The organism is Pelagibius sp. 7325, assembly GCF_037652055.1.
In the GTDB taxonomy this organism is placed as follows: Bacteria; Pseudomonadota; Alphaproteobacteria; order Kiloniellales; family Kiloniellaceae; genus Pelagibius.
Genome location: NZ_JBBKAH010000011.1, coordinates 33,473 through 50,891, shown reverse-complemented (window position 1 = coordinate 50,891; position 17,419 = coordinate 33,473). Strand labels below are relative to the sequence as shown.

The 17,419-nt window shown below is 65.9% G+C and carries 15 protein-coding genes; 8 read left to right on the top strand and 7 right to left on the bottom strand.

Annotated elements, in window-relative coordinates; all coding sequences use genetic code 11:
• Positions 1-109: 109 nt before the first annotated feature.
• Positions 110-1,018, top strand: coding sequence for a LysR family transcriptional regulator (locus WDC82_RS20260; RefSeq protein WP_340119214.1), 909 nt, complete (start codon positions 110-112; stop codon positions 1,016-1,018).
• 27 nt (positions 1,019-1,045) lie between these two features.
• On the opposite strand, the gene WDC82_RS20255 is transcribed toward WDC82_RS20260, so the two are convergent.
• Together WDC82_RS20255 and WDC82_RS20250 are read right to left on the bottom strand one after the other, a co-directional pair.
• Positions 1,046-1,981 carry a DNA-binding response regulator gene (locus tag WDC82_RS20255; protein WP_340119213.1) on the bottom strand — a complete coding sequence of 312 codons (936 nt, stop codon included), beginning with the start codon at positions 1,979-1,981 and terminating at the stop codon, positions 1,046-1,048.
• Positions 1,968-5,357, bottom strand: a complete 3,390-nt coding sequence (locus WDC82_RS20250; protein WP_340119212.1) for an ATP-binding protein — start codon at positions 5,355-5,357, stop codon at positions 1,968-1,970. The genes WDC82_RS20255 and WDC82_RS20250 overlap by 14 nt, the downstream gene beginning before the upstream one ends.
• Before the next feature lie 392 nt (positions 5,358-5,749).
• On the opposite strand from WDC82_RS20250, the gene urtA reads away from it, so the two are divergent.
• The 7 genes from urtA (at position 5,750) to WDC82_RS20215 (ending at position 12,401) form a co-directional block, all read left to right on the top strand.
• The gene (gene urtA / locus WDC82_RS20245) at positions 5,750-7,033 is read left to right on the top strand and encodes an urea ABC transporter substrate-binding protein (RefSeq protein WP_340119211.1); all 1,284 of its coding nucleotides are present in this window, start codon (positions 5,750-5,752) and stop codon (positions 7,031-7,033) included.
• A 140-nt stretch (positions 7,034-7,173) separates the two neighbouring features.
• Complete coding sequence (gene urtB, locus WDC82_RS20240; protein WP_340119210.1) at positions 7,174-8,100, top strand: urea ABC transporter permease subunit UrtB; 927 nt, start codon at positions 7,174-7,176, stop codon at positions 8,098-8,100.
• Positions 8,101-8,112: 12 nt separating this feature from the next.
• Positions 8,113-9,237 carry an urea ABC transporter permease subunit UrtC gene (urtC, locus tag WDC82_RS20235; protein WP_340119209.1) on the top strand — a complete coding sequence of 375 codons (1,125 nt, stop codon included), beginning with the start codon at positions 8,113-8,115 and terminating at the stop codon, positions 9,235-9,237.
• A 22-nt stretch (positions 9,238-9,259) separates the two neighbouring features.
• A complete protein-coding gene (urtD, locus tag WDC82_RS20230) occupies positions 9,260-10,018 on the top strand; it encodes an urea ABC transporter ATP-binding protein UrtD (RefSeq protein ID WP_340119208.1) in 759 nt (252 codons plus the stop codon).
• A 20-nt stretch (positions 10,019-10,038) separates the two neighbouring features.
• Entirely contained in the window at positions 10,039-10,728 is a 690-nt protein-coding gene (gene urtE, locus WDC82_RS20225) for an urea ABC transporter ATP-binding subunit UrtE (protein WP_340119207.1), read from the top strand.
• A 43-nt stretch (positions 10,729-10,771) separates the two neighbouring features.
• Positions 10,772-12,040 (top strand): formamidase, encoded by a 1,269-nt coding sequence (gene fmdA / locus WDC82_RS20220; protein ID WP_340119206.1) that lies wholly within the window; start codon positions 10,772-10,774, stop codon positions 12,038-12,040.
• Between the two features lie 19 nt (positions 12,041-12,059).
• Positions 12,060-12,401 (top strand): zinc ribbon domain-containing protein, encoded by a 342-nt coding sequence (locus WDC82_RS20215; RefSeq protein ID WP_340119205.1) that lies wholly within the window; start codon positions 12,060-12,062, stop codon positions 12,399-12,401.
• Between the two features lie 30 nt (positions 12,402-12,431).
• On the opposite strand, the gene WDC82_RS20210 is transcribed toward WDC82_RS20215, so the two are convergent.
• The 5 genes from WDC82_RS20210 to WDC82_RS20190 form a co-directional block, all read right to left on the bottom strand.
• Positions 12,432-13,706: a M20 family metallo-hydrolase gene (locus tag WDC82_RS20210; protein ID WP_340119204.1), complete on the bottom strand. Its 1,275-nt coding sequence runs from the start codon at positions 13,704-13,706 to the stop codon at positions 12,432-12,434.
• 8 nt (positions 13,707-13,714) lie between these two features.
• Positions 13,715-14,596, bottom strand: coding sequence for an alpha/beta hydrolase (locus tag WDC82_RS20205; protein ID WP_340119203.1), 882 nt, complete (start codon positions 14,594-14,596; stop codon positions 13,715-13,717).
• A gap of 12 nt (positions 14,597-14,608) precedes the next feature.
• Positions 14,609-15,784: a pyridoxal phosphate-dependent aminotransferase gene (locus tag WDC82_RS20200; protein ID WP_340119202.1), complete on the bottom strand. Its 1,176-nt coding sequence runs from the start codon at positions 15,782-15,784 to the stop codon at positions 14,609-14,611.
• The gene (locus WDC82_RS20195) at positions 15,781-16,581 is read right to left on the bottom strand and encodes an SDR family oxidoreductase (RefSeq protein WP_340119201.1); all 801 of its coding nucleotides are present in this window, start codon (positions 16,579-16,581) and stop codon (positions 15,781-15,783) included. The genes WDC82_RS20200 and WDC82_RS20195 overlap by 4 nt, the downstream gene beginning before the upstream one ends.
• 131 nt (positions 16,582-16,712) lie before the next feature.
• Complete coding sequence (locus WDC82_RS20190; RefSeq protein ID WP_340119200.1) at positions 16,713-17,402, bottom strand: GntR family transcriptional regulator; 690 nt, start codon at positions 17,400-17,402, stop codon at positions 16,713-16,715.
• Between the last annotated feature and the right edge of the window lie 17 nt (positions 17,403-17,419).

Sequence of the window (17,419 nt, the reverse complement as noted above, 5' to 3'; positions counted from 1 at the left end):
CCACTAGAGCAGTTGGCAGTGTGTCGGAATACTGCTAGTTTAAGCTCAGACCGCTGCAAAAATTGCAGCACCATGGGCGCCATTCTGCACCGGCGAGGGAGCCGCTCCCATGAGGCACCTGCTGCCCCTGCGCTATATCGATGCCGTCGCCAAAGCGGGTTCCATCCGCAAGGCGGCGGAGACCTTGAACATCACATCGACGGCGCTGAACCGGCGCATCCTGGCGATGGAAGAAGAATTGGGGGTGCCGATCTTCGAGCGCTTCGCGCGCGGGGTGCGCCTGTCGGCGGCCGGCGAGGTGCTGATCCACCACATCCGTTCTCAGCTCAGCGACATCGAACGGGTGAAGAGCCAGATCGCCGATCTCTCGGGCGCGCGGCGTGGCCATGTCGCCATCGCCTGCAGCCAGGCTTTGCTGCCCTATTTCCTGCCCGAGCAGATTTCCACCTACCGGAGCGTCCATCGGGCGGTGACCTTCAGCGTGCTGCTGCGCGACCGCACCGCCGCCGAGCAGGCCCTGATCGACCTCACGGCCGACCTCGCGCTGGTTTTCGAGCCGGTGCGCTTCAGCGAGTTCCAGAACCTGCTGACCATCCGCCAGCCGGTCCACGCGGTGATGGCCCATGATCATCCGCTGGCCGGCGCAGCATCGCTACGGCTGCGAGACTGCCTCAGTTTTCCCATTGCTCTGCCGGCGGCGGCCTATGGCGTGCGCCACCTGCTGGAGCTGGCGGTCCGCCGCACGTCCTTGGACCTGGACCCGGTCGTGGAGTCGGACAGTTTCGAGTTCCTGCGTTATCACGCCGCGTCGGAGAATCTTGTCTCTTTTCAGATTCCCATCGGCCTGCCGGCAAACGGTCAGCGCGCGGAGGTGGTCAGCTGCCCGGTCGACGTGCGCGACGTGCCGCCGGGGGTGCTCTACTTCGGTCAACTGCGCGGACGCACCCTTCCGGTAGCCGCGGCCCGCTTTGCCCACCAGATGCTTGAGAGTTTCGTCCGGCGCTTCGATTGCGAGTGAGGGCGTTTATGGGGCCGGTCTCCGGCTTTATGCGCCCTCGATGGTGCGGATCGCCAGCACGGCGGCCGCGGTCCGGTTTTCCACTTCCAGCTTCACGTAGATCTGCTCCAGGTGCTTGTTCACCGTACGCGGGCTGAGCGAGAGGATGGCGCCGATGTCGCGGTTCGACTTGCCCTGTGCCAGCCAGTTGAGCACCTCGGCCTCGCGGGCGGTGAGCTGCAGCCGGGTCTGCAGCCGCTGGGCCGGGGAGGCGGCGGCACCGTCGCTGACCCGGAACAACAGTTCGCCCAGGCCGTGGCGACCGAGATAGCTGAGCTCCACGGCGCCGCGGGCCGGCCGTTCGAAGCGCCGGGGCTGCACGGCGGAGAGCGCCCGCTCGGCGCAAGCCACCATCCATTGCCGCATGGCCGGATCCAGCACTACGTCGCCGTCGCGCGCGCCGCCGGCAGGACCGAGCAGCGCGGCGGCGTGCGGCGTGCTCCAGACCACGCTGCCGTCGCTGGCTACCGCGATGACCGAGCGTCCGGTAACGTCCAGCGCGTCGCGCGCGCTTTGGGTGATGCGTGCGTTGGCGATGTGAACGCCTACTCGCGCCAGCAGTTCGTCGGGCGCGATCGGTTTCGTCAGGTAGTCGACGCCACCGGCGCGCAGACCCTTCACCACGTTCTCGGTATCGCTCAAGCCCGTCATGAAAATGACGGGGATCTGCGACAGCCGGTGGTCCTGCTTCAGGCGGCGGCAGGTCTCGAAGCCGTTGAGACCGGGCATGACGGCATCCAGCAGGATGACGTCGGGCGTCACCCGGCCCAGCAGGGTCAGTGCCGTACCGGCGTCGCGCGCGACCAGCACCGAGATGCCGGATTCCTCCAGAGCGTCGGTCATGAAGCTCAGCGTTTCCGGTGAATCGTCGACCACCAGGGCGATGTCGCGGTCGTGGTCGCGGTCACGGTCAGCTAGGCGCATCTTCGAGCTCCTCCAAGACGGTCTGCAGGCGCGGCAGGTCGAAGGCGCGGATCAGCGCCGACATTTCAGACAGCTGGCCGGCCACCTCGGGATTGTCACGGCCGATCTCCTCCAGCGCTTCGTTGAGGCCGCGCACGTAGCCGAGCTGCGCCAGTTCGCGCAGGCGCGTAATCTGATCGCGCGACAGCGGCGTGCCTGGGCTTCCCAAGGACTCGGTTCCCTCCGGGGCATAGATCCACTCCAGCTTCAACAGCCGCTCCAGCCGGCTCAACAGGTCCTGCAGATTGATCGGCTTGGCGATGAATTCGTCATGGTGCAGGCCGCTGGGACCGCGCCGCTTCTCGTCGCCGGCGTTGGCGGAGATCATGACGATGGGCGGCTGGGGGCCGAACTCCCCGCGCAGCTGTTGGGCCAACGTCCAGCCGTCGGTCCCCGGCATGGAGACGTCCAGCAGGAAGAGGTCAGGCACAGCCTCGCGCGCGACGGCCATCGCGGTTTCGGCGTTCTCGGCGAAGTGCAGCAAGAACCCCAGCGGCGCCAAGGTGTCCTCGATCAGGCGCAGGTGGTCCGGATTGTCATCGACCGCCAGCACCGTTCGGCGCCGTCCGCGATAGCCGTGCACGCGGCGGATGGCGTCGGTGGCGATGACACCGGCGGCGGAACTCGGCAACATGATGCGGACCGCGAAGCGGCTGCCCTTTCCAATCTCACTCACGACAGTGATCTCGCCGCCCAGGATCTCGATCAGCAGCTTGGTGATGGTGAGGCCGAGACCCGTGCCCGGCACGGGCGGGCGGCCCGGTGGTGCAATGCGCTCAAACGGCATGAAGATGCGCTCCAGGTTCTCGGGCTCGATGCCCCAGCCGGTGTCTTCGATGACGAAGTGCGCGACCTCGCTGCGGAACGCGACGCTGAGGGTGACACTGCCGCGCTCGGTGCACTTCACCGCGTTGGACAGCAGGTTGACGAGAATCTGGCGCAGCCGTTTTTCGTCGGTGCGCACGACGCGCGGCAGGCCCTCGGCGACGATGACGTTGAAGTGCAGCCCCTTGGCCTCCGCCTGCATGCGGAAGATGCCGATCAGCTGATTGAGGAAGTCAGGCAGAAACACTTCGTCGCGGTTGAGGTCCAGCCGGCCGGCCTCGATCTTGGAGATATCCAGCAGGCCTTCGATGAGCCCGGCCAGGTGCTCGCCGCTGTGGCGGATGATGCGCACCGCCTCGCGCCGCCGCTTGGGGATCGCCGGGTCGCCGTCCAACAGCTGCGCGTAGCCCAGCATGGCGTTCAGGGGCGTGCGCAGCTCGTGGCTGATGCCGACGACATAGCGGCTCTTGGCCTGGTTGGCGGCCTCGGCGGCTTCCTTGGCGCGCTGAAGTTCGGCGTCGGTCCGTTCGTGGGCGCGGACCTCGCGGAGCAGCAGGTTGGTCTGCCGGGTCGACTCCTCTTGGGCGACGCGTCGGCTTTCGTCGGCCAGCACGAACAGCCACACGGTGACGCCCGCCATGATCATCAGCATTCCGTAGGCCGCCCAGAAGGCCTTGGCGACCATGACCCGCAGGTCGGGATCGCCGACCGCCGTCTGGTGATAGACCAGCAGCAGCGCCAGGCCGATGGCGGCACCCATCAGCAACATGAGCACGCCGAAGTGGCCGAGCCGTGACTTCAGGCGGCGCGCTATGGCGGCCGGCAGCAGGCGATCAACGATATCGGCCGCCTGTTCGGCGATGCGCGAGCGCGACTTGCAGGCATCGAAGCAGCGCACGTCGAGGGAGCAGCACAGCGAGCAAATTGGCCCGGCGTAGACCGGACAGCGCGTCATGTCCTCGGGCTCGAAGTCATGCTCGCAGATGCAGCAGCGGATGGTCTCCTGCGCGCTGATCTCTTCCGGCTGCCAGGTTTCGTTGGCGCGCGCCAGGTAATAGCGCCCGCGTGTCGCCACGGCGATGGCAACGGCCGAAACGAAGGCGGTGATCAGCGCGATAAAGGGAGCGAAGGCACGCGCCAGCTCGCCGAAGAGGCCGGTGTACGCGGCGATCGAGAGTGTAGAGGCGATCAGCATGGCGCCGACGCCGACCGGATTGATGTCGTAGAGGTGTGCGCGCTTGAACTCGATGTGGCGTGGGCTGAGGCCCAGCGGCTTGTTGACCACGAGGTCGGCGGTCAGGGCGCCGATCCAGGCGACGGCGACGTTGGCGTAGAGCCCGAGGGTCTGCTCCAGGGCATGGAACACGCCGAATTCCATCAGCAGAAGCGCTATGACCACGTTGAAGGCCAGCCAGACCACGCGGCCGGGATGGCTGTGTGTCAGCCGCGCGAAGAAGTTCGACCACGCGATGGAGCCGGCGTAGGCGTTGGTGACGTTAATCTTCAGTTGCGAGATGATGACGAACAGGCCGGTTAGCGCCAGGGCGCCCTCCGGTGAGGCGATGACACGGCTGAAGCTGCCGAGATACATGTGGGTCGGCTCGATGGCGATGCCTGGCGCGACGCCGCTGTCGATCAGCATGACGGCCAGGTAGGAGCCCGCCAGCATCTTGAGGGCGCCGAGCACGATCCACCCGGGACCCGCGAGGATCAGGGCTATCCACCAGGCGCGCCGGCTTCCCCCCGAACGCGCACCGCCGCGGCGGTCGCGCGGCAGGAAGCGCAGGAAGTCGACCTGCTCGCCGATCTGCGCCATCAGCGAGAGGGCGACCGACGCGGCGGCGCCGAACATCAGGAGGTCGGCGCCCGGCGCGCTCTGGAAGCGGCCCTGGAACTCCATCCAGCGTTCCGGCTGCAGGCCGCCGGCGATCAGCAGGAAGGCGAAAGGCAGGATGTGCAGCACGATCCACAAGGGCTGCGTCCACAGCTGGAAGCGGCTGATCTTGGTGATGCCGTGGGTGACCAGCGGGATGACGACCAGGGCATTCAGCAGATAGCCGAGTTCCAGCGGGATACCGAAGCACAGCTCCAGTGCGAAGGACATGATCGCCGCTTCAAGGGCGAAGAAGATGAAGGTGAAGGAAGCGTAGATCAGCGAGGTGATGGTCGAGCCGATGTAGCCGAAGCCGGCGCCGCGGGTCAGCAGGTCGATGTCGACGCCGTACTTGGCCGCGTAGTAGCTGATCGGCAGGCTGGTGGCGAAGATGAGGACGGCGACCACAAGAATCGCCAGAACGGCGTTGTCGAAACCGTAACTGACGGTGATCGCCCCGCCGATCGCCTCCAGCGCCAGGAAGGAAATCGAGCCGAGCGCCGTGTTGGCGACGCGGGCGTGCGACCAGCGGCGGGCGCGTCGCGCGGTGAAACGCAACGCGTAATCCTCCAGCGTCTCGTCGGCGACCCACTGGTTGTACTGCCGGCGGACCCGCGCTATCGCCCGTCCCTGTGCCATCGCCGTTACGCCATCCCTGTCCCGCGCAGCCGTATTGCAGCCGCGAAAGGCTGCGGTTGCTCGTTGTCCAGGTCGGATCCCCCGTCAGGGGCCTCGCGCTGTCGCCCGACCGGCCTCTGTGACGAGGCTTCTAAGTCAGGAAAGTTTTTTATACCAGTTTGTTAGCTGGCTTTTGCTTGGCGCCGAAGCTCCCTGTTTCAGGCAGTGTAACCGCTATTGAGCCCAGGCCCATACGTCTTTTGACGTATTTGTGCAGCGCACAATCGCCCCTAGCGTTTCGGCCATGGACGCGTCCCTGTACGGACCCCAATCGCGTTGAGTGGGGGCCTGTCGAGGGCGGCGCCCGACCCGACACGAACACCGATCAACGCAGAACACGCGAAGGAGGCATCATGACCAGGGATGGAAAGAAGGGGGATGGAAAGACCGCGAGCGGCGGATTTTCCGTATCGCGCCGTGGGGTCCTGCTGGGCGCCTCGGCCCTGACGGCGGCACTTTTCCTGCCCAAGGCGCTCAAGGCCGCCGACTACCCGACCGCCGAGGTCAACACCACCGGCCTGGCCGTCACCGACGACACCGTGACCATCGGCATCCTGCACTCCATCACCGGCACCATGGCGATCTCCGAGACCGGCTCCGTGCAGGCGGAAAAGTTGGCCATCGAACAGATCAACGCCATGGGCGGCGTGCTGGGCCGCAAGATCGAGTACATCCAGGAAGACGGTGCCTCGGACTGGCCGACCTTTGCCGAGAAGGCCCGCAAGCTGCTGGTCAACGACAAGGTCGCCTCGGTCATGGGCTGCTGGACCTCAGCCTCGCGCAAGGCGGTGCTGCCGGTCTTCGAGCAGTACAATGGCTTCCTCTACTACCCCACCTTCTACGAGGGCCTCGAGGAATCGCCGAACGTCATCTACACCGGCCAGGAGGCAACCCAACAGATTCTCGCCGGCATCGACTGGGTGGTCAGGGAGAAGGGCGCCAAGAGCTTCTACCTGCTCGGCTCCGACTACATCTGGCCGCGCACCTCCAACAAGATCGCCCGCAAGCACATCGAGAAGCTTGGCCTCCAGGTGGTCGGCGAGGAGTACTACCCGCTGGGCCACACCCAGTTCAACTCCGTGATCAACAAGATCAAGCTCAGGAAGCCTGACGTCATCTACGCCATCGTGGTCGGCGGCTCCAACGTCGCCTTCTACAAGCAGCTGAAGGCTGCCGGCGTCGACATGACCAAGGAAAAGCCGCTGCTGCTGACCATCTCCGTCACCGAGGATGAGATCCGCGGCATCGGCGGCGAGAACATCGAGGGCGCCTATGCCTCGATGAAGTATTTCCAGAGCCTCAACAACGCCAACAACGAGACCTTCGTTGCCGAGTTCAAGAAGATGTGGGGCGACGACATGGTGATCGGCGACGTCACCCAGGCCGCCTATCTCGGCCCCTGGCTGTGGAAGGCGGCGGTCGAGAAGGCCGGCTCCTTCGACGTCGATAAGGTGCGCGCGGCGAGCCCCGGCATCGAACTGACGACGGCGCCGGAAGGCTACGTGCGCGTGCACGAGAACCATCACCTCTGGTCGAAGACCCGCATCGGCCACGCCAAGGCCGACGGCCAGTACGAGGTGGTGTTCGAAACCGCGGAGTTGATGGAGCCCGATCCCTTCCCTGAGGGCTACCAATAGGCGCCGGGCGTGAGGCGGTGGGGTCCTGCCTTCTCCCCGTAGGCACCCCGCCGCCCGCCACCTTCCCTTCCGAACCGGCTCCCCGCGCGGGGGATTACCGAGCGGTCCCTTAAGAGCAGTCCTTAGAAAGGTGCTGATGCATGTTCGACGGCTATTCCATGAGCGAACTGGGCGCGATCTTCGCGATGCAAGGCTTTGCCGGGCTGATTCTCTTTTCCGTCTTCGTGCTGATGGCTCTCGGCCTGGCGATCATCTTCGGCCAGATGGGCGTCATCAACATGGCCCACGGCGAGTTCATGATCCTCGGCGCCTACGTCACCTATCTCTGCTCGAACCTCTTCTCCGCCTACTTGCCGGGCCTCTTCGCGATCTCCTTCTTCGTCTCCATCGTCCTGGCCTTCATCGCCGCCGGGGCCCTGGGGATGCTGGTCGAATGGGGCCTCATCCGCCATCTCTACCGTCGCCCGCTCGATACCCTTCTGGCCACCTGGGGCCTCAGCCTCATTCTCCAGCAGCTCTACCGCTCGGTCTTCGGCGCCCGCGAGGTCGGCGTGCAGTTGCCCGACTGGATGATGGGCTCGCTGCCGCTGACCGATATGATCGAGGTGCCGATCAACGGGATCGTCGTCATGGCGCTGGCCATGCTGATCGCCGGCGGCGTCTACCTCATGATGTTCCGCTCGACCTGGGGCAAGCAGGTGCGCGCCGTGATGCAGAACCGCTCCATGGCCGGTGCCGTCGGCATCGATACGGAGCGCACCGACCGTCTGACCTTCGGCATCGGTTGCGGTGTCGCCGGGGTCGCCGGAGCCGCCTTCACCATGATCGGCTCCACCGGCCCGACCGCCGGCCAGCTCTACATCGTCGACACCTTCCTGGTCGTTGTCTTCGGCGGCGCCGCCAGTCTGCTGGGCACCATCGCCTCGGCGCTCTCCATTAGCCAGGCACAGTCCGTCATGGAGTTCTTCCTCTCCGGCTCCATGGCCAAGGTGCTCACGCTGCTGACCGTCGTCGGCATCCTGATGTTGCGCCCGCAAGGCCTCTTCGCCCTCAAGATCCGTCGCTGAGGAACCCCGTCCATGCGCACGACCTTCATGAACCGCAGAGAGATCATCGGCTTCATCATTCTGGCGGTGCTCATTCTGATCGTCCTCCCTGTCGTCCTCGATACCTTCCGTCTTAACCTGGTGGGCAAGTACCTGACCTATGCCTTCGTCGCCATCGGCCTGGTGCTCTGCTGGGGTGCCGGCGGCATCCTCAGCCTCGGACAGGGGGTATTCTTCGGTCTCGGGGGGTACTGCATGGCGATGTTCCTGAAGCTGGAGGCCTCGACGCCGGAGGCGACGGCGATCCAGTCGACGCCCGGCATCCCGGACTTCATGGACTGGAACCAGATCACGGCCTTGCCGTGGTGGTGGGAACCCTTTCACAGCCTAACCTTCACCATCGTCGCTGTCATTCTGGTCCCGTCGATCTTTGCCTTCATTGTCGGTGTCGCGATGTTCAAGCGGCGGGTCGGCGGCGTCTACTTCGCGATCATTACCCAGGCGGTCGCCGCCATCCTCACCATCCTCATCATCGGGCAGCAGGGCTACACCGGCGGCGTCAACGGCATTACCGACCTGCGCACCCTCCTGGGCTGGGATATCCGTACCGACGAGGCGAAGTTCATCCTCTACTACGTGAACGGCGTACTGCTGTTCGCCTGCCTCTTCGCCGCGCAGTTCGTGCGCCGCTCCAAGGCCGGTCGCTTGCTGGTCGCCATCCGCGACCAGGAGGACCGGGTTCGCTTCTCGGGCTACGACGTCTCCAACTTCAAGATTTTCGTGTTCTGCCTCGGCGCCGCCATGGCGGCGGTCGGCGGGGCCATGTTCACCCTGCAGGTGGGCTTCATGTCGCCCAGCTTTGTCGGCATCGTGCCCTCCATCGAGATGGTGATCTTCTGCGCTGTCGGCGGGCGTCTTTCCATCCTTGGCGCGGTCTACGGAACGCTGCTGGTGAACTGGGCCAAGACGACCTTCTCGGAGAGCTTCCCAGAGCTCTGGCTCTTCGCCATGGGCGCGCTCTTCATCGGCGTGGTGCTGGCTTTCCCGAACGGTCTCGCCGGGCTCTACGTGACCTATGTCGAACCGCTGCTGCGCCGAATACCGGCCCTGCGGGAAGGGGTGGCCAAGCCCGCGCCCCAGAACACGCCCGCTGAATAGCGCCCCCCAGGAGAAACGGCAGATGAACAGCGTTACCGGCAGCGTCACCGACTTCCTCCTCGCGGTCGAGGGTCTCACCGTGTCCTTTGACGGTTTCAAGGCGGTCGACGACCTTTCCTTCTACGTGGACGAGAACGAGATTCGCGTCATCATCGGTCCCAACGGCGCCGGCAAGACGACGGTTCTCGACCTCATCTGCGGACGCACCAGGGCGAGTGACGGTTCGATCAAGTTCAAGGGCACGGAACTGACCCGCCTACGCGAGCACGAGATCGTCCACGCTGGAATCGGACGCAAGTTTCAGAACCCCTCGATCTACGAGGACCTGACGGTCTTCGAGAACCTGGAGCTCTCCTATCCCAAGGGCCGCACCGTGGTCGGCGCGCTGGCCTTCAAGCGCGACGCCCGGGTGATCGAGCGGGTCGAGGAGATCGCCCAGATGATCTTCCTTGAGAACCAGCTCGACGAGCGCGCAGCGGTCCTCAGCCACGGCCAGAAGCAATGGCTGGAGATCGGCATGCTGCTGATTCAGGACCCTGAGCTGCTGATGCTGGACGAGCCGGTCGCCGGCATGTCGGTGGCCGAGCGCAAGAAGACCGCCGAGCTGCTGCAGCGGATCATCCAGGACCGTTCGGTCATCGTCATCGAGCACGATATGGGCTTCGTGGAGGACATCGCTCACAAGGTTACGGTGCTGCACCAGGGGCGCATCCTCTCGGAAGGTTCCATGGCGACGGTCAAGGCCGATCCCAAGGTCGTCGAAGTCTATCTCGGTCACTGAGCGAAAGCGGGGAAATGACGATGCTGGCGGTTTCCGATCTGCATGTCGCCTACGGCGAGTCGGAGGTGCTTCATGGCCTCGACTTCGAAGTACAGCCCAACGAGATCGTCGCGGTCATGGGCCGCAACGGCATGGGAAAAACCACACTGATGAAGTCGCTGATCGGCCTGGTGCCCTCGTCCCAGGGCGCCATTCGCATCGGCGAGTCGGAGATCACCGGGCTGAAGAGCCATCAGCGCGTGGCCAGGGGCGTCGCCTACGTGCCCCAGGGGCGCATGATCTTCTCGACCATGACGGTGGAGGAGAACGTCGAAACCGGCCTGACGGTGACCGGCGAGCGCAAGGTGCCGGGCGACATCTACGAGCTGTTTCCTGTGTTGCTGGAGATGAAGAGCCGGCGCGGCGGCAACCTCTCCGGCGGCCAGCAGCAGCAGCTCGCCATCGCCCGCGCGCTGGCCTCCAAGCCCAAGGTGCTGCTGCTCGACGAGCCGACCGAGGGCATTCAGCCCTCGATCATCCGCGAGATGGCGCGCACCCTGCGGCGCATCCGCGACGAACGCGGCCTGTCTATCGTGGTTTCCGAGCAGGTTCTGAGTTTCGCCCTCGACGTCGCCGACCGCGTCCTGGTGCTGGAAAACGGCCGCATCGTCCACGAGGCGCCGCGCGCCGGCGTCGACGAGGCCAAGGTCGCCCGCTTCCTGTCCGTCTAGCACGGAAGCTTCCGAACGCAACCCAATAAGAGAGGATGCAGCCATGCCCGATACACTGGTTCCCAGCAAGAGTGCCGCGCGCTCCAACACCCTGATCGAGGTCGATCTCACGACCTCGCCCTACGAGAATGAGAAGGTGCACAACCGCTGGCACCCGGACATCCCGATGGCCTGCTGGGTGAAGCCGGGCGACGACTTCGTCATCGAAACCTACGACTGGACCGGCGGGCAGATCGCTAATGATGACGACGCGGCCGACGTGCGCGATGTCGACCTCAGCCAGGTGCACTTCCTCAGCGGCCCGGTCGGCGTCAAGGGTGCCGAGCCCGGCGACCTGCTGGTGGTCGAGATCCTCGACATCGGCGCCAAGCAGGACTCGCTTTGGGGCTTCAACGGCTTCTTTTCCAAGCAGAACGGCGGCGGCTTCCTGACCGACCACTTCCCGGAGGCGCAGAAGTCGATCTGGGACATCGAGGGCATGTTCACCAAGTCGCGCCACGTGCCGGGCGTGCGCTATGCGGGCCTCATCCACCCGGGCCTCATCGGCTGCCTGCCGTCGCACGATCTCCTGAACACCTGGAACACCCGCGAGAAGGCCCTGTTCGACACCGATCCGGACCGCGTCCCGGCGCTGGCGACGCTGCCCTACGCCGACACCGCCCACATGGGGACGCTCACCGGCGAGGCGCGCGACAAGGCCGCCGCCGAGGGCGCGCGCACCGTGCCGCCGCGCGAGCACGGCGGCAACTGCGACATCAAGGACCTGTCGCGCGGATCCAAGGTCTACTTCCCGGTCTATGTCGACGGTGCCGGCCTTTCCATGGGCGATCTTCACTTTAGCCAGGGCGATGGCGAGATCACCTTCTGCGGCGCCATCGAGATGGCCGGCTGGGTGCACCTGAAGGTCTCGCTGCTGAAGGGCGGCATGGCCAAGTACGGCATCAAGAACCCGATTTTCCGTCCCTCGCCGATCACGCCGAAGTACGACGACTACCTGATCTTCGAGGGCATCTCGGTGGACGAGGGCGGCAAGCAGCACTACCTGGACGTCCACATCGCCTACCGCCAAGCCTGCCTCAACGCCATCGAGTACCTGAAGAAGTTCGGCTACTCCGGCGCTCAGGCCTACGCCATTCTCGGCACCGCGCCCTGCCAGGGCCACATCTCCGGGGTGGTCGACATCCCCAACGCCTGCGCGACGCTGTGGCTGCCGACCGATGTCTTCGAATTCGACATCATGCCGGGCAACGAAGGGCCAACGCGGTATCTCGACGGCTCCATCGACGTGCCGCTGGCACCGGACCTGAAATAGCAAAGGGGAGGGCAGGGTCATGCCGCTTTACGACTATCTCTGCGCCGACTGCGGGCCTTTCGAGGCCCTGGTCCCGATGGACCGCTACGGCGCGCCCTGCGATTGCCCCGCCTGCGGAGTTGCGGCGCCCCGCGCGCTGCTCTCCGCCCCGCGCCTTGCGGTCATGGACGGTGCAAGGCGGCAGGCCTTCGAGACCAACGAGCGCAGCCGCCACGCTCCGCAATTGTCCTCTGCCGCGGCGCGGACGCACGGTCACGGCCCCGGTTGTTCATGCTGCGGCAGCCCTAAGCAGCGGACATCGAAAACGACGGGTGGCGCCAAGACCTTCCCCTCGAAGCGGCCCTGGATGATCTCCCACTGACGGCGGGCCGCCTTGTGGCGGCTGGCGCGGTCACGGGGCGGCGACGCCGTTCGCCAGGTCGGCGAGCACCGCTGCCAATACGCGGGCGCCCGCCGCCACCTGGGCCGGCTCCGACCACTCGGATTCATGGTGGCTGATGCCGCCGCGGCAGGGGATGAAAATCATGCCCGACGGGGCATGGCCGGCCAGGTGCCGTGCGTCGTGCCCCGCCGCGGAGGGTAGGTCCATGACGCTGTGGCCGAGCGCCCCGGCGGCGGCGGTGATGCGCGCACCGATTCCACTATCGAAAGTCATTGACGGGGTGTCGACCAGCGGCGCCAGTTCGACCGTGCATGGACCAGCGGCTTCGGCGCAGATCGTCGCGAACTGCCCGCCAAGGCGGCGCATGAGATCCGTGTCGGGATGACGCAGGTCGATTGAAAAGTCGACGCGGGCGGGCACCACCGAGGGCGCATTGGGTGCGACTTCGAAACGGCCGACGGTAAACATCACCGCCGGATCGGTCGCGCTGCACAGCTTGTGCAGAGTCTGCACCATTGACAGGGCGGCGATGAGGGCGTCGCGCCGCTCCGCCATCGGCTTTGTGCCGGCGTGGGCTTCCTCGCCGATGACGGTGACGCGGTAGGTCTGCTTGCCCTGGATGCCGGTGACGCGGCCGATCTCGATGTTGCGCTGCTCCAGCACCGGGCCCTGCTCTATGTGCGCTTCGACATAGGCGGCGAGGGCGCGTCGCAGCGGTCGTTCCGGCAGCGGCGGCAGCGCGTCGTTCACGGCCTTCAGCGCATCACACACGCGGATGCCGTTCTTGTCGCGGATGGTCAGGATCTCATCGAGGTCACGCACGCCGGTGAAGGTTTCCGAGCCCATCATGCCCGGCGCATAGCGTGAGCCTTCCTCGTTCATCCAGCCGACCACGTCGATGCTGCGCGGCGGCGTCCAGCCGACATCGCGTATGGCCTCTAGCACTTCGAGGCCGGCCAGCACGCCGAAGATGCCGTCGAAGCGCCCACCGGTCGGCTGCGAATCGATGTGGGAGCCGGTCATCACCGGCGGCAGACCGGGATCGGCGCCGGGAAGACGCAGGAAGAAGTTGCCGGCGGCATCGGTGAAGGCCTCGAAGCCGCGCGCGGCGGCGACGTCCAGCAGATAGCGGCGCGCTTCAGTCTCTTCGGCCGAGAGTGCTTGACGATTCACGCCGCCCTTGGCGGTGGCGCCGAAGCGGGCAAGGTCTTCGTGACGCTGCCAGAGCCGTTCCTGGCTCACCGCTTCGGCGACCTTGAGAGCCCGTTCGGAGAGTGCCGTCATACCGGACCTTATTTGGTTTTCATCACTTCAGCCGGATTGGCCCGCGGGTCGCGCGGCAGCCAGCGCCCGGCCTCGACCATGGCGATGAACTCGCGCAGCAGGGTGTTGAACAGTTCCGGCTCCTCCAGGTTCAGGGTGTGACCGGTCTTCGGTAGGATGGCGAGACCGGCGGCCGGGAGGGTCTTCTTCAAGAACAGGCCGGGCTGCAGGCAGTGGTCGTCCTCGTCGCCGACCATGACCAGCGCGGGCACCGTCATGGCGGCGATCTCTTTCTCCAGATCATAGAGTGAGGGGCGCCGCGCCTGGACGCCGCGCATGGTGTTGGCCGCACCGATGTCGGAGTGGGTGGCGAGACGGTCGGCGAAGGCGCGCCAGCCGCGCGGATCCTTGTTCTGGAACTGAACCCGGCTGGCGCCGGAGGCATAGGTCTCGGCGAAGACCCTGGCGGTCTGGGTTTCGAAGTTCTTCGCGACGTCCAGGGATACGCCTTTGAAATAGTCCTCGAATTGCTTCTCGGCACCGTAGCCGGCCCCGGCGATGGTGAGCGAGAAGGCGCGCTCGGGCGCCGTCAGTCCCAGGTGCAGGGTTGCGAAGCCGCCCATGGAAAGGCCGACGACGTGCGCCTGGCCGATCTTCAGGTGATCCATGACCGCCAGGATATCGCTCACGGCAATGGCCTGGGAGTAGGCTTCGACGTCCGCAGGAATGTCCGAGGGCGGATAGCCGCGCGCCGCAAAAGTGACGCAGCGGTGGCGCCGCGCGAAGAAAGTCATCTGCGGTTCCCACGCGTCGTAGTTCCCGCCGAACTCGTGAACGAAGACGATCGGCGTGCCGGCGCCGGCTTCCTCCACGTAGAGGCGGGTGCCGTCCTTTGCCACCGCGTAGGCCATGCATCGAACTCCTTAGAAGAGGGCCGGGACTTCGTTGCGCTGGCGGGCACGCTCCGCCAGCTCCGGCAACAGTGCGCAGAACGCCTCCATCCAGGCGGCGGGAACCGTGGTGCTGACCTTGATGAATCGGTCGCCGAAGCGCGGCGTATGGTAGCTGCCCTGGCGGATCATAATGCCACGGCTGCCGTACTCCGCCACCAGCGCCTCCGGGCGGATGCCCGCCTCGGCGCATTCGACCACCAGGAAATTGCCGTGCGAGGGATAGACAGGCAGGGTGAATCCCGGCAGCTTGTCGACGGCGGCCTTGATGCGGGCCTGGTTCTCGCGCTGCAACGCCTGCACGGCGGCCATCCATTCGGCCTTTACCGAAAGACCGGCAAGTGCCGCTTTCTGCGCGATGACGTTGGCGCCAAGCGGCGCCTGCGACCAGGCGGCGGCCTGTTCGAGCAGTTCCGGCTGCGCCACCAGCGCGCCGATGCGCAGGCCGGCGAGGCCCAGCCACTTGGAGAAGCTGACCACGGTCAGTGCCCCTTCGGGATAGAGCCCGGTGGCAGGGGTGTGCCCTTCGGCGAAGTCGCGGTAGGTGCTGTCGTGGATGAGCACGGCGCCGGCCTTCCGCGCGATAGCGCAAAAGGCGGCAATCTCCCCGGCCGTGTAGCAAATGCCGAGCGGGTTGTTCGGATCGACCAGGTAGATGACCGAGGTCGTTTCGTCGACCGCAGCGGCGAGACGCTCGGGCGACAGGCGGAAGGCGTGCTCGGCGCCCCAGATCGGAATTTCCGTCACCTCCGCGCCGGCTTGGCGCGCGAAGAGCAGCGGCCACTTCCAGCCCGGATCGGTGGTCACCATGTTGCGGCCCGGCCCGCAGAAGGCGCGCACCGCCATGGCCAGCGCGGAGACCGCGCCGTCGGTCACCACCGCGCGGGCGCCCGGAATATTCAGGTCGTCGACGATGGCCTGGCGCAGCGCCTCCAGGCCTGCCGGCGGCGCGTAGCCGTGAAAGCCCTCGTCGTCGACGGCGGCATGCAGGGCCTCGCGCACCTTGGGGTGCAGCGGCACGTGGTTGGTGTTCTGGCCCAGCCATTTCAGATCGGCGTCGTTGAACAGTCGGTCGAAGTAGGCGTTCTTGGCTTCCAGGTCGCTGGCGGTGGCTTTGGAGCCTGTGGGCATGGCAGCGACGGTGCTCACTTGCGGCCGCCTTCCTTGATGATGGAGCCGCGCGCGGCGATGCCGCCGTCGATGGTGACGATGGTGCCGCTGATGTAGCCGGCCTTCGGCGAGGCGAGGAAGACCATCAGATCGGCGACCTCCTCGGCGGTGGCTGGACGGCCGGCGGGATAGCGCTCGAACAGCTCGCGCCAGCGGCCCTCGTCACCGAACATGTCGACGGCGCGGCGCTTCATCAGGCGCACCATTCGGTCGGTCTCCACCGGTCCGGGGTTCACGCCGACCACGCGCACGCCGTAGTCCAGGCTGACGCCGCCCAGCGCGCGGGTGAAGGCCATGAGAGCCGCGTTGCCGGTGGAGCCGGCGATGTAGTTGGCGTCCCAGTTCTCGCCGGAATTCCCGATGTCGTTGATGATGACGCCGTCGCGCCGTGCCTGCATCCTGGCGTAGACCGCGCGGGTCAGCGAGACGTAGCCGAATACTTTCAGGTTGAAGCCCTGGCGCCAGGCCTCGTCGTCCACCACGTCGATCGGCCCGGAGGGAATGTTGCCGGCGTTGTTGACCAGCACGTCGATGTCGCCGGCGGCTTCCGCCAGGGCGCACATCTGCGCGTCGGTGGAGAGATCCATCGGGTAGATCGTGACCTCGACGCCGGCGTCGGCGGCGATCTCGCTCTTCAGACGTTCCAGCGCCTCGCTGGAGCGCGCGGCGAGGTGCAGGGCACAGCCCTCCTTCGCGAAGGACCAGGCCGCGGCTTCCCCGATTCCCTTCGATGCGCCGGTAATGAGAACCCGCTTCCCCTGCAAACCCAGATCCATGCTACGCCTCACCCTCTACTTGAGTTATGAATACAAGAACACAAAACGTGCATACATCAAACCAACCCGTCAACCAGTATTCCGTCGCCGCGGTTGTTTCCCGGCGCTGCGTCCGAACGGCGCCGGCGGGATCAGCCGGCCTTCAGCGTTTGGGCGGGAATGGAGGCGATGAAGTCGGTGAGATTGTCGCCCAGCAGGTTCACGTGACTGCGCATAGCCTGCTGCGCGGCGCTGGGGTTGGCCGCGAGAATCGCCTCCAGCACCTCGGCATGCTCGCCCAAGGTCGCCGCCATGCGGCCGGGCTGGAAAGTCACGTAGCGCCGATAGGGCGAGACGCGGTTGCGCAGGGCGAGCGTCTGATCAGCGATGAATTCCGAGTTTGCCGCGGCGTAGACCGCTTCATGGAACTCCCGGTTCACCTCATAGAAGCGCTCGGGATCGTCTTCCTCGAAGGTCTTCACCAGGCGCTCGTGGATCTCCTTCAGTTGGCGCCTCTGCTCGGGACGCGCGCGCCGAGCGGCGAAGCTGGCGCAGAGGCCTTCTAACTCGGCCATCATCTGGAACATCTCCAGCAGCATGGCGATGGACAACGAGGAGACGCAGGCCCCCTGGCGGGTCTTGATGTCCAGGAGCCCGCCGGCCGACAGGGCGTGCAGGGCCTGGCGCACCGGTGTGCGCGAGACGCCGAAGCGTTCGGCGAGTTCGACCTCGTCCAGGCGGTCGCCCGGGCGCAGCTTGCCGCTGAGGATCTCCTGTTCCAGGGTTCGGCGCAGGGCTTCTGCCCGGGTCTCGTTCTGCGACGTTTCCAGTTTCAGCTTCATCGGACTCGTTCTGTCTG